Origin of the sequence: Streptomyces sp. NPDC087300 (assembly GCF_044744425.1) — a bacterium.
Lineage (GTDB): Bacteria > Actinomycetota > Actinomycetes > Streptomycetales > Streptomycetaceae > Streptomyces.
On the sequence record NZ_JBIUYI010000013.1, the window covers coordinates 1 to 11,941 of the forward strand.

Genomic DNA, 11,941 nt, shown 5'->3' on the forward strand with positions numbered 1-11,941 from the left:
GAGGGGGCACCTCCCTGCTCGAGCGAAGCCGAGAGCTTGGGGGAGGGCGTGCCAGACCCCGCGAGCCCGGCCTGATCCAAACGAAAGACCCTAGTCCTGCCAGTCCGCGTACAGCGGCTGGAGCGCGTCGGCGAGATAGAGCTCCCGCATCGCCACGCGCTGGATCTTCCCGCTCGTCGTGCGCCGGACGCTGCCCCTGCGCAGCAGCGCCACACCGCGCACCGCGAGTCCGAACTCGCGGCTGACCGTCTGCTTCATGTCGGCGGCGAGCCGTGCGTACTCCTCCTCGGGGAGCTGTCCGGTGACCTCCTGGGCCACCACGAGCGCCTCCTCGTGGCGGCCGCCGCGCTCCTCGATGACCGTGAAGGCGGCCCCCGGCATCGTCGCCAACTCCGGGTGCTTGGCGCGCAGTTCGTGCTCGACGTCCTGCGGGTAGAGGTTGCGGCCGTTGATCATCAGGGTCTCCTTCATCCGGCCCGTGATGAAGAGCTCGCCGTCGAGCAGCGCGCCGAGGTCGCCGGTGCGCAGATAGCGGTCGCCGTCCAGCGTGGCGCCGAAGATCTCCTCGGTGGCCTCCGCGTTGTCCCAGTACTCCTTGGCAACACTGGGACCGCTCAGCCAGATCTCCCCGACCTGCCCCTCCGCAAGGCCCTCGCCGCTGACGGGGTCCACGATCCGGCAGGCCAGGTCGTGGAGCACGCCGCAGCTGACCAGCTCGCGGGTCGTGAGGTCGGTGGCCTCGCCGGCCCCGGCGGACCTCGCGTGGGCGAGTTCGTTCTTCTCCAGGAACTCGGCGTCGGCCACCAGCGTGACCGGCTCCCGCAGCACGGATCCGGAGACGTACAGGGTCGCCTCCGCCATGCCGTAGCAGGGCACGAGCGCGTCGGCCCGGAAGCCGTAGGGGGCGAACCGTTCGGTGAACTCCCGCAGCGTCGCCGCGTGTACGGGCTCCGAGCCGTTGATCGCGTAGCGCCAGCGCGACAGGTCGAGCCCCTCGATCTGCTCGTCCGTGATGCGCTGCACGCACAACTCGTACGCGAAGTTCGGGGCGTTGGAGTGCCCGATGTCGAACCGGTCGATGGCGCGCAGCCATTGGTGCGGGCGGCGCACGAACGTGATCGGGTTGAGCGTGACCACGCCCCTGCCGAGCAGGACGCCGGTGAGCAGATGACCGATGAGGCCCATGTCGTGGTAGAGCGGGATCCAGCCGCCGTGCCGGGCGCCGGGCGCGACGGCGAAGCTCTCGCCCATGGCCGCGACGTTGTGCAGCAGATTGCCGTGGGTGATCACCACGCCCTTGGGGTCGGAGGTCGAACCCGAGGTGTACTGGATCAGCGCGGGCGTCTCGGGGTCCGCCGCGTCGCCGGGCAGGCTCGCCGCCTCGTCGTCCCCGGCACCGCCGTCGTACGCCGCCTCGTCGCCCGGCAGGCCCTCGCCCGCGGTCACGAGCAGCGGCACGTCGTCGAGGGACTCGGTGAGCGCCCACTCCGCGACCGCCGGGTGGTTCTCCCCGTCGGTGAGGATCGCGCGGATGCCGCCCTGGCGCACGATGCCCTTGACCCGCAGGCGCTCGCGCCGGTTGCGGCCGGGCAGCGGGGCGGGCACGGTGATCAGGCCCGCGTAGAGGCAGCCGAAGAAGGCGATCGGGAACTGCGTGCCCGACGGGTACTGGAGGAGCACCCGGTCGCCCGCGTCCAGACCGAGCTCCGTGCGCAGCCGCCCGGCGAGCTCGCGGGCCGCCCGGTCCAGGGCCGCGAAGGTCAGCGTGTCGAATCCGTCGTCGGTGTCCGGGACCCTGATGTGGATCACCGCCGCCTCCTCGGGCCGCGAGCGGGCGAGCCCGCGCAGGACCTGGGACAGGCTGGACGCCTTGCGTACGTCGGTCATCGTTCTCCACGTCGTCCGGGGCCGGCGGGCGGCGCGCGGCCGAGGGTGCGCTTGCCGAAGAGGCGCTTCTGACACTGCCGCACGACCGTAGGGAAACGCCTTATGCGCCCGGTATCGACCAGCCATCCGCCGCCCGGGACCAGCGGATAACAGGGCGATACGCACCCCATATCCCGCGAACCGAGACTGAGACGGCTCGACCGGTGGGCCGTCGGAATCCCCGCGGACCGCAGTCCCGGGCCGCCGAGCGCGGATCCCCGTCCAAGGAGTGCCGGATGACAACAGCGGGCACGAACACGGCAGTGATCGCCGGAGTGGGCGCCCATCTGCCGCCGAACACGGTGTCCAACCACGATCTCGTGCGACGTCTGGACACGACGGACGACTGGATCAGGTCCAGGACCGGCATCGCCACCCGGCACGTCATCTCCCCCGGCACCACGACCGCCGACCTCGCCGTCGAGGCGGGCCGGCGGGCGCTGAAGTCGGCGGGCCGCGACCGCGTGGACGCCGTCGTGCTCGCCACCACCACGCCCGACAGGCCCTGCCCCGCGACGGCGCCCGAGGTCGCGTCGCGGCTCGGTCTGACCGGGGTCGCCGCCTTCGACGTGTCGGCCGTGTGCACCGGGTTCCTGTACGGCCTGGCGACCGGCGCCGGACTGATCGCGGCGGGCACCGCGGAACACGTCCTGGTGATCGCCGCGGAGGCGTTCACCACCCTGATCGACCCCGACGACCGTACGACGGCGCCCATCTTCGGCGACGGCGCGGGCGCGGTGGTGCTGCGCGCGGGCACCCCCGACGAGCCCGGCGCCGTGGGCCGGACGCTGCTCGGCAGCGACGGCGAGAACGCCGACCTCGTGGCCGTCGGCACCAGCGGCGGCGCGCGCCGCACCGAAGGTCCGCTGCCCCGCGAGGAGCGGTACTTCCGGATGGCGGGCAGCCGGGTCTTCCGGCACGCGGTGACGCGGATGTCCGTCGTCTGCGCGGAGGCCCTCGCCGCCGCCGACTGGACGGCGCAGGACGTCGACCTGCTCGTCGCCCACCAGGCCAACGCCCGCATCACGTCGGCCGTGGCGGACTTCGTCGGCATCCCGCCCGAGCGGCGCGCCACCAACATCGAGCGGGTCGGCAACACCGCGGGCGCCTCGGTGCCGATCCTGCTCGCCGACGCCGCGGCCGACGGCACCCTGCGCCCCGGCCACCGGGTGCTGCTCACCGCCTTCGGCGGGGGTCTCACCTGGGGCGCCACCACCCTCGTCTGGCCCGATGTGTCCCCCGTCCTCTGAAAACGCTTGGAGATCCGCATGTTCGACAAACTGCTCGCCATCCTCGGTGACCAGCTGCACGTCCCGGTCGAGGGCCTCACCCCCGAGACGACGCTCGCCGACGCCGAGCTCGACTCGCTCGCCCTGGTCGAGCTCAGCCTGATCCTGGAGAAGTCGCTCGGCTTCGAGATCCCGGAGGAGTCCCTCACCGGCGTCACCACCCTCGGCGACGTCGTGGGCCTCATGGAGAACGCGGGCACGAGGGCCTGATGGACCGTCACGACATCGCCGTCACCGGCCTCGGGCTCGTCACCCCCGCCGGCATCGGCGTGGCGACCAACTGGGAGACGGTGTGCGCCGGGCGTCCCACGGCGTCCCTCGACGAGTCCCTCGCGGACAACCCGGTGCGGATCTCCAGCCGGGTGCCGGACTTCGACGCCGCGGCGCTGCTCGGCGCCCGCCGCGCGCACCGCCTCGACCGCTTCGTCCAGTACGCGCTCGTCGCGGTGCACGAGGCCCTCGCGGACGCCGGACTCGACGCCACGTCGTGGGACGCGCCGCGCGTCGGTGTCGTGCTCGGCACCGCCCAGGGCGGCCAGTCCACCGTCGAGCGTCAGTACCAAGTACTGCTCGACGAGGGCGCGTCGCGGGTCTCGCCGCTGCTGCTGCCCATGCAGCTGCCCAACATGCTGGCCGGACAGGTCGCCATGGAGTGCGGCGCCCGCGGCCCGAACCTCGTCGTCGTCACGGCCTGCGCCTCCGGCACCACGGCCATCGGCACCGCCCGCGACCTGCTGCTCCTCGACCGCTGCGACATCGTGATCACCGGCGGCAGCGACGCGATGGTGACGCCGCTGATCATGGCGGGCTTCGCGCAGATGGGCGCGCTGTCGCGCCGCCAGGACGACCCCTCGGCGGCGTCCAGGCCCTTCGACGCGGACCGGGACGGCTTCGTCGGCGGCGAGGGCGCGGGCATCCTCGTCCTGGAGCGCCTCGCGGACGCCAGGGCCAGGTCGGCGCGGGTGCACGCGCGCGTCGCCGGGTACGGCGCGAGCGCGGACGCCCACCACCTCAGCGCCCCCGACCCGCAGGGCCGCGGCGTCGAGGCGGCCGTCCGCGCGGCGCTCGCGGACGCCGGGGCGGGCCCCGCGGACGTCCAGCACATCAACGCCCATGGCACGTCGACCCCGTTGAACGACCGGGTCGAGGCCGAGGCGATCGAGCGCGTCTTCCCCGACGGCCCGCTCGTCACCTCGACGAAGGGCGTCACCGGACACCTCCTGGGTGCCGCGGGCGCGGTCGAGAGCGTCTACACCGTCCTCGCGATCGAGCACGGCGTGGTGCCCCCGACGGCGAACCTCACCACCCTGGACCCCGCCGTCAACGTGGACGTGGCCGCGCAAGTCACCGAGGGCAAGGTCGACTTCGCGCTCAACCACTCCATGGGATTCGGCGGCCAGAACGCGGTACTCGCCTTCCAGGCGGCCTGAGCCTCCCCCCACAGGCGACAGCGGGCCCTGACCGTGATCACGGTCAGGGCCCGCTGTCGTCGTACGCGCCGTGCCCGCCGACCGGTCAGGCCGGGGTCGGCGCGTGCACCTGCCAGCCGAGATCCGTCAGCCACAGGGCGAGCTTGTCCGCCTCGGTCTCGTCGACGAGGAGCTCGATCAGACCGCTGGGCGCCTCCGGATCGTTGTCGATGCGCAGGTCCTCGACGTTGACCCCGCGACGGCTCACGTCCGAGAGCAGCCTGGCCAGTTCGCCCTCGCGGTCCGGCAGCGCCACCCGCAGCTGGGCGAAGACCCGGTCCTGCGGGCCGTACTTGACGGGGATCCTGGCCCGGCCGTCGCGGCCCTCCTCAAGGACGGTGCGCAGCCACTGCCTGGCCTCGGTGTCCTCGTCGGTGGCCGCGTCGGCGCGGCCCGCGCCTTCCCCGGTCAGCGAACGCAGCGCGCGCAGCGTCGTGTCGACGTCACGGGCGAGCACTTCGAGGGCGTCGCGGACGGCCGTCGCGTTGGAGCCGAGGATGTCCGTCCACAGCTCGGGGTCGCCCGCCGAGATCCGGGTGAAGTCGCGCAGCCCCGAGCCGACGAGCGTGAGCGCGTGCGGGTCGGCCTCGCGCAGCAGCCGCGCCGTGAGGCTGGACAGCAGGTGCGGCAGGTGCGAGGTGACGGCGACGGCCCGGTCGTGGGCGTGCGCGTCCATCGTCACGAGCGTGGCCCCGCACAGCTCGACGAGCCGCCGGGCCGCGCCCGACGTGGCGTCGGAGGTGTGCGCGGTGGGCGTGAGCACCCACGGCTTGGCGTGGAACAGATCTCCGCGCGCCGCCGCGGGGCCGGGCTTCTCGCGCCCGGCGATGGGGTGGCCCCCGACGAACCTCGATGTGTCGAAGCCGGGACCGCCGGGGCCCGTGCGGCCGAGCGTCTTCACGCTGGCCACGTCGGTGTAGTGCAGGGCGGTACCGCGCCGCTGCGCGTCGCGCAGCACACCGGGCACGTGCCGGGGCGGCACCGCGAGCACGGCCAGGTCCGTCGGCCGCCCGGCCGCCTCGACGGTGCCCGCGCCCATCGCCTCGGCGATGCGCAGTGCCTCCTCGCTGGCGTCCTGGAGGTGCACGGTCACCCGACGCTCGGCGAGCGCCAGCGCGATGGACGTGCCGATCATGCCGGTGCCGATGATCGTGACGGTGTGGAGAGGGGTCATGGAGGTCATCGGGGCTGAGCCCACGGAAGTGTTCCCTACTTCTCGTCCTGCGTCCGGGCAGTGCTGATGTACGCCGCCGAGGTGCGCCGTGCCGCGCCCTGCGACCCGCTGACCCGTCACATCCGCATGATGTTGAGCTTGACCTCGTTCAGGCCGGTGATGCCCCGCACACCGTTCTCACCGGCCGAGGGGTCGTAGTCGAAGACCTCCTCGGGGCTGTCGTCCCACTGGCCGCAGACCACGAGCTCGAAGCCCGAGCTGTCTCCGGTGGTGGTCGCCCAGTCGATCCACCAGGCGGCGCAGACGCCGTCGGGCGTCCCGAAACCAGCACCGGGCAACGTGTCGACGAGGTTGCCCTTCACCCGCGCCCTGCCGTCCGCCTCGACGCAGATCGTGATCTCGCCGCTCGCCCCGGTGATGGCGTCCTTCACCGTCGTACAGCCCGGCGCCGCCGCGGCCGTCGGCGCCATCACCACGGTCGTGCTGCCGACAAGAACCGTGAGCAGGGCCGCGCTGAGGGGTCGCTTCATGGGACGCCTTCCGGTCTCCGCGTATGAGGACCCCCGGACGCTAGCCACGTCCGTTATCGGCGGCTTATCTCAGCCCTCTCCTCGCGGCACGGCGAAGGCGCGGGTGAAGGTCTCGACGGCGGCGGCGACGGTGGCCCGCACCTCCTCGTCGGGCACCGCCCGGGTGCCGAGGACGGAGCGGCCCTCCATCGGTCCCGTCAGGAGCGCGACGAACTGCTCGGCGGCGCGCACCGGGTCGTCGAGCCGCAGCCGGCCCCCGAGCGCGAGCCGCGCGAAGCGGTCGGCGAGGGCTTCGGAGAGTTGGCTCGGGCCGTTGCCCCAGACCTTCTCGAAGAGGTCGGGGAAGCGGGAGATCTCGGCGTACAACAGCCGCCGCAGCGCCCAGGCGTCCTCGCCGCAGTAGCGGAGCAGGAGGCGGTACCCGACGTCCCGCAGCGCCTGCGGCAGGTCGTCCACGTCGCCGCCGAGGCCCGCGACCACGGCGAGGCTCTTGGCGGTGGCCTGCTCGGCGGTGGCGGTCATGGCGTCCCTGAAGAGCTGCTCCTTGCCGCCGAAGTGGTTGTAGACCGTCGGCTTGGCCACCCCGGCCTCACCGGCGATGGCCTCCACGCACGCCTTGGCGTACCCCTCCCTGGCGAAGACGGCGAAGGCCGCGTCAAGGATCGACAGCCGCTTGTCGATACGCCCGCGCGAGGTCCGGCGGCTGTCCGCGGTCGAGACATTGGCTTCGGTCACCCGGCCAGCGTACCTACCTCACATGCAAACCGATTGAACCAGCGAGTTCAATTTCCCCCACCGGCTGGTTGCTCGGCGCCTCGCTCGGCGGCGGCCGAGAAGGCCGCCCCCCGCGAGCACGGCCCGCGGGAGGACGGAGCGCGGAAGGGCGACGCGCGACGACGAATCGCGGAGCGCCACCGCCGTCCGCGACTGAACCGGAACCACCGCGCCCGCCAAGGGCGTTCGGCGCGTGACCGCGCCTCAGCGCCCGGCCGTCACTCCTCGTCCGCCGTCAACCTCATCGAGATCGAGTTGATGCAGTACCGCTGGTCCGTGGGCGTCGCGTAGCCCTCGCCCTCGAAGACGTGGCCGAGGTGCGAGCCGCAGCGGGCGCAGCGGACCTCGGTGCGGACCATGCCGTGCGAGGTGTCCTCGATCAGCTCGACCGCGTCCGTGTCCTTCGGGTCGAAGAAGCTCGGCCAGCCGCAGTGCGACTCGAACTTCTCGCCGGAGGTGAAGATCTCGGCACCGCACGCCCGGCAGGAGTAGACGCCCTTGGTCTTGGTGTCGGTGTACTCGCCGACGAACGCGGGCTCCGTGCCCGCCTGGCGCAGGACCGCGTACTCCGAGGGGCTCAGCTGCGCGCGCCACTCCTCGTCCGGCTTCTCCACGTCGTACGACATGACGGGCACCCCTTACTTCCTACTTCGACAGTTCGGCCAGGATCCGCGGGCCGAGGTCCGTGACGTCGCCCGCGCCCATGGTGAGAACGAGATCACCGGGCTTCGCCATTCCCGCGATCTCGCGGACCGCCTCGTCCTTGTCGCCCGCGGCCCGCACCTCGGCGCCCGCGGCACGGGCGGCGTCGATGATCAGGGCGCTGGTGATGCCGGGGATCGGGTCCTCGCGGGCCGGGTAGATGTCGAGGACCACGGAGGAGTCGGCGAGGCCGAGGGCCTGGCCCATCTCCGTGCCCAGCTCCTGGGTGCGCGAGAAGAGGTGCGGCTGGAAGAGGACGAGGATGCGCCCGTCGCCCGCGGCGGAGCGCATCGCCTCCAGGTCGGCCGTCATCTCGGTCGGGTGGTGCGCGTAGGAGTCGATGACCTGGACGCCCGCGGCCTCGCCCTTGAGCTGGAGGCGGCGCTTGACGCCGGTGTACGACTTCAGGGCGCCGGCCAGGTTCCGGGACGGGATGCCGAGCGCGATGCCCGCGGCGAGGGCCGCGACCGCGTTGTTCGCGTAGTGCCTGCCGGGCACCGAGACGGTGAAGGTGAGCAGCTTGCCGTCGAGCAGGACGGTGACCTCGCTGGTCAGACCGCGCGCGGTGATCTTGTGGATGCGCAGGTCGGCGTCCTCGGACTCGCCGTAGGTGACGACCTTGAGCTCCCCCAGGTCGCGCACGCGCTTGGTCAGCTCGACCGCGCCCGCCTGGTCCGCCGAGATGACCAGGGTGCCGCCGGGCACGACCTTGCCCGCGAAGATCTCGAAGGACTCGTAGATCTCGTCCATCGACGCGTAGTTGGCGTGGTGGTCCAGCTCCACGTTGAGGACGATGGCGACCTCGGGCGCGTACTTGTGGAAGCTGCGGTCGCTTTCGTCGGCCTCGGCTACGAAGATGTCGCCCGCGCCGTGCAGCGCGTTGGAGCCCGGTACGTCCAGGTCGCCGCCGATCGCGTACGACGGGTCGAGGCCGAGGGTGGCGAGCGTGACCGCGAGCATCGAGGTCGTGGTGGTCTTGCCGTGCGTGCCCGCGACCGCGATCGGGCGCAGCCCCTCCATCAGGGCGGCGAGGGCGTCCGAGCGGTGCACGACGGGGATGCCGAGCTCGGTGGCGCGGGCCAGCTCGGGGTTGTCGGCGCGGATCGCGGAGGAGACGACGACACAGCTCGCGTCGGAGGCGAGGTGCGCGGCGTCGTGCCCGATGTGGACGGTGGCGCCGAGCGCGCGCAGCGCCTCCGCGGTGGCGGAGTCCCGGGCGTCGCTGCCCGCGACCTCGGCGCCGCGCTGGGCCAGGATCTTCGCGATCCCCGACATTCCGGCGCCGCCGATGCCGATGAAGTGCGGTCGGTCCATGGCGGTAGGAAGGCCGGGTGCCATGCGTGTGTCTCCCCAAGTCGTACGTAGCTGAGCAGCCCAGCCTAGTAGCTACCGGGCACCGCGAAGGGCGCGGGACGGTGACACCGGCGGCTCCGCCGCGGGGCGCGACCGGCCACGGCGGCCCCCGCGGACGGCTCACCGGCCCCGCGGAGCGCTACTCCGCCGCGCTGTGCGAGAACAGCTTCAGCACCGGGACCCCCACCTTGTGCCGCGCCCGCGACGCCCAGTCGCGGTGGAAGAACTCCTCCACGTAGTGGGGGTCGGTCAGCACGATGACCTCGTCGGCCTCCACCTCGTCGACGAGGGTCTTGAGCGCGTCCAGGGGGTGGTCCTCGATGAGCCGTCCGGTCGCCTCGCAGCCCGCCGCGCGCAGCGCGACGAGGGAGACCTGGACCGCCTGTTCGCCGGGGCCCGTCGCGTCCTGCCCCTCGGGCGTCTCCCGCTCGCGCGCCGCCTCGTCGAGCTCGCCGAGTGCGACGTCGTCGATGGCCCTGAGAAGCCGGTCCGCCTGGTCGCCCCTGGGCTGGAGCAGTACATGGAAGGTGACCTGCTCGTCACCGTGCAAGGTGGTGACGAACTCCACGTCGGCGGACGTCAGGGCCTTCTCGATCATCAATACGCTCGTGAACACTGCAGGCGCCCTTCTCCTCCGTGGGCCGTCGCGAGGCCCCTGCGGAAACCATCCTGCCCCGTGGCCGCACGGGGTCTGCGAGATCTAGTGTGCCCAGCGGAAGGCAAACGGAACGGCTGATTCCGCTGATTGTCAGGTACGACGGTATCGGGTGAAGAGGAACCCGGCCTCCTCCAGTACGGACGTCAGTACGAATTTTTCGGGCACCGCGATGGCGGGTCCGCCCGCGATCCGCTGGGCGTCACCGCCGGTGAGCATCGGCGAGATCGTCAGGCAGAGCTCGTCGAGTACCCCGGCCGCCACGAACTGACCCAGCAGACGGGGCCCTCCTTCGGTGAGCAGCCGGTTCAGGCCGTGCTCGGCAAGGGCGGGAGCCACCCGCTCCGGCTCCACGACGGCGCCCTCGCCCGCGAGCACCACGACGGCGCCCGCCTCGCGGGCCTCGGCCATCCGGTCGGCGGGGGCCGCGGCGCCGGTCACCACGAAGGTGGGCGCGAGCGGCGCGGTGAAGAGCGGAAGCGTCAAATCCAGCTCCAGACTGGCGCTGACCACGGCGATCGACGGGGCGACGGTCTGCCCCGCGGCCGCCCTGCGGGCCGCGAACTGCTCACGCGCGCGTGCCGGGCGGTACCCCTCCTGGCGCACGGTCTGGGCCCCGACGACCACCACGTCGGCGAGCCCGCGCAGGGTGCCGAAGATCCGCATGTCGGTGTCGTTGGAGATCGGCTGGGAGCGTCCGTCGTGCTGGGCGGCGCCGTCGAGCGTGGAGACCATGTTGGCGCGCAGCCAGGGCGTGTCGCCGCCCGGATAGGCGTACGCGTCGGCCAGCTCGTCGAGCCCCCACTCTCCTCCGGTCGCCCCGTCCGCACGACCATCCGTACGGTCGCGCGTCCGGTCAGGTGTCCGGTCCTCCGTCCGGGCGTCCCTCCGGTCGCATGTCTGGTCGGTCACAGGGAACAGGCGTCGCATATCCGCAGTCTTGCACGCCCCTTAAGGTGGGGAACCGTGTCGTCCTCCACCGCCGCCCCCGGGCAGACCCCCATAGCCGAAGCGGCTCCGCTGTCCCTCTGCGCCCGCGAGCCCCATGTCCCCGCCGACCGTCTGGTCGCCGAGATGGTGCCGCCGCCGCGCTTCGACTCGGTCCGCTTCGCCACGTACATCCCGGATCCGAACCAGCCGAGCCAGACCGAGGCCGTCCGGGTCCTGAGCGGCTTCGCCGCCGGTCTCGGCGGGGCGCACGCCAGCGGCGCCGCCAAGAAGCGGTGGTTCGGCAGGTCCAGGCCCGCCGCTCCCGCGGGCCCGCGCGGCGTCTACCTCGACGGCGGCTACGGAGTCGGCAAGACCCATCTGCTCGCCTCCCTCTGGCACGCGACGCCCGCCGCGCCGGAGAAGAAGGCGTTCGGCACCTTCGTGGAGCTCACCAACCTGGTCGGCGCCCTCGGCTTCCAGCAGACCGTGCGCACGCTCAGCGAGCACCGGCTGCTCTGCATCGACGAGTTCGAGCTCGACGACCCGGGGGACACGGTGCTCGTCTCCTCGCTGCTCGCCAAGCTGGTGGAACAGGGCGTGGCCCTGGCGGCGACCTCCAACACGCTGCCCGGCAAGCTCGGCGAGGGCCGGTTCGCCTCGGTCGACTTCCTGCGCGAGATCCAGGGCCTGTCCGCCCACTTCAAGGCGCTGCGCATCGACGGTGACGACTACCGCCACCGGGGCCTGCCCGAGGCCCCCGCCCCGTACTCCGACGAGCAGGTCACCAAGGCGGCGTACGCGAACGAAGGCGCCGCCCTCGACGACTTCCCGCATCTGCTCGCGCACCTGGCCAAGGTCCACCCCAGCCGGTACGGCGCGCTGACGGACGGCGTCGGCGCGGTGTGCCTGACCGATGTGACGCCGGTGCCCGACCAGTCGACCGCGCTGCGCCTGGTGGTGCTCGCCGACCGGCTGTACGACAGGGAGGTGCCCGTGCTCGCCTCGGGTGTGCCCTTCGACCGGCTGTTCAGCGAGGAGATGCTGAACGGCGGGTACCGGAAGAAGTACTTCCGTGCGATCTCGCGGCTCACGGCGCTGGCGCGCGACGCCAAGGGGCTCGTCGGCGAGTAGCCCCACCG

Annotated in this window: 12 protein-coding genes; 4 read left to right on the plus strand and 8 right to left on the minus strand. The window is 72.5% G+C overall.

From position 1 onward, the window contains the following. Positions 1-90: 90 nt before the first annotated feature. Positions 91-1,887: a fatty acyl-AMP ligase gene (locus ACIO9J_RS38700; RefSeq protein WP_402009786.1), complete on the minus strand. Its 1,797-nt coding sequence runs from the start codon at positions 1,885-1,887 to the stop codon at positions 91-93. Positions 1,888-2,162: 275 nt separating this feature from the next. Between ACIO9J_RS38700 and ACIO9J_RS38705 the strand changes: the two genes are divergently transcribed. Genes ACIO9J_RS38705 through ACIO9J_RS38715 form a run of 3 tightly spaced genes read left to right on the plus strand, consistent with a single transcriptional unit; the run spans position 2,163 to position 4,645 of the window. Then, positions 2,163-3,176: a beta-ketoacyl-ACP synthase III gene (locus tag ACIO9J_RS38705; RefSeq protein WP_402009788.1), complete on the plus strand. Its 1,014-nt coding sequence runs from the start codon at positions 2,163-2,165 to the stop codon at positions 3,174-3,176. A gap of 18 nt (positions 3,177-3,194) precedes the next feature. Next, positions 3,195-3,425 carry an acyl carrier protein gene (locus ACIO9J_RS38710; RefSeq protein ID WP_402009789.1) on the plus strand — a complete coding sequence of 77 codons (231 nt, stop codon included), beginning with the start codon at positions 3,195-3,197 and terminating at the stop codon, positions 3,423-3,425. After that, positions 3,425-4,645 (plus strand): beta-ketoacyl-[acyl-carrier-protein] synthase family protein, encoded by a 1,221-nt coding sequence (locus ACIO9J_RS38715; protein WP_402009791.1) that lies wholly within the window; start codon positions 3,425-3,427, stop codon positions 4,643-4,645. Before ACIO9J_RS38710 ends, ACIO9J_RS38715 begins: the two co-directional genes overlap by 1 nt. A gap of 85 nt (positions 4,646-4,730) precedes the next feature. On the opposite strand, the gene ACIO9J_RS38720 is transcribed toward ACIO9J_RS38715, so the two are convergent. The 7 genes from ACIO9J_RS38720 to ACIO9J_RS38750 form a co-directional block, all read right to left on the minus strand. Further along, on the minus strand, positions 4,731-5,858 hold the full coding sequence (locus ACIO9J_RS38720; protein ID WP_402009793.1) for a prephenate dehydrogenase: 1,128 nt from the start codon (positions 5,856-5,858) through the stop codon (positions 4,731-4,733). A gap of 116 nt (positions 5,859-5,974) precedes the next feature. Continuing rightward, a complete protein-coding gene (locus tag ACIO9J_RS38725) occupies positions 5,975-6,388 on the minus strand; it encodes a hypothetical protein (RefSeq protein ID WP_402009795.1) in 414 nt (137 codons plus the stop codon). A gap of 69 nt (positions 6,389-6,457) precedes the next feature. After that, positions 6,458-7,123, minus strand: a complete 666-nt coding sequence (locus tag ACIO9J_RS38730; protein ID WP_402009797.1) for a TetR/AcrR family transcriptional regulator — start codon at positions 7,121-7,123, stop codon at positions 6,458-6,460. A gap of 257 nt (positions 7,124-7,380) precedes the next feature. After that, positions 7,381-7,788: a peptide-methionine (R)-S-oxide reductase MsrB gene (gene msrB, locus ACIO9J_RS38735; protein ID WP_402009799.1), complete on the minus strand. Its 408-nt coding sequence runs from the start codon at positions 7,786-7,788 to the stop codon at positions 7,381-7,383. A gap of 19 nt (positions 7,789-7,807) precedes the next feature. After that, positions 7,808-9,202 carry a UDP-N-acetylmuramate--L-alanine ligase gene (gene murC / locus ACIO9J_RS38740; protein WP_402009801.1) on the minus strand — a complete coding sequence of 465 codons (1,395 nt, stop codon included), beginning with the start codon at positions 9,200-9,202 and terminating at the stop codon, positions 7,808-7,810. A gap of 154 nt (positions 9,203-9,356) precedes the next feature. Continuing rightward, a complete protein-coding gene (locus ACIO9J_RS38745) occupies positions 9,357-9,833 on the minus strand; it encodes an indole-3-glycerol phosphate synthase (RefSeq protein ID WP_402009802.1) in 477 nt (158 codons plus the stop codon). 132 nt (positions 9,834-9,965) lie between these two features. Then, a complete protein-coding gene (locus ACIO9J_RS38750; RefSeq protein WP_402009804.1) occupies positions 9,966-10,802 on the minus strand; it encodes a pyrimidine reductase family protein in 837 nt (278 codons plus the stop codon). Positions 10,803-10,838: 36 nt separating this feature from the next. Between ACIO9J_RS38750 and zapE the strand changes: the two genes are divergently transcribed. Continuing rightward, entirely contained in the window at positions 10,839-11,933 is a 1,095-nt protein-coding gene (gene zapE / locus ACIO9J_RS38755) for a cell division protein ZapE (RefSeq protein ID WP_402009806.1), read from the plus strand. Positions 11,934-11,941 lie beyond the last annotated feature (8 nt).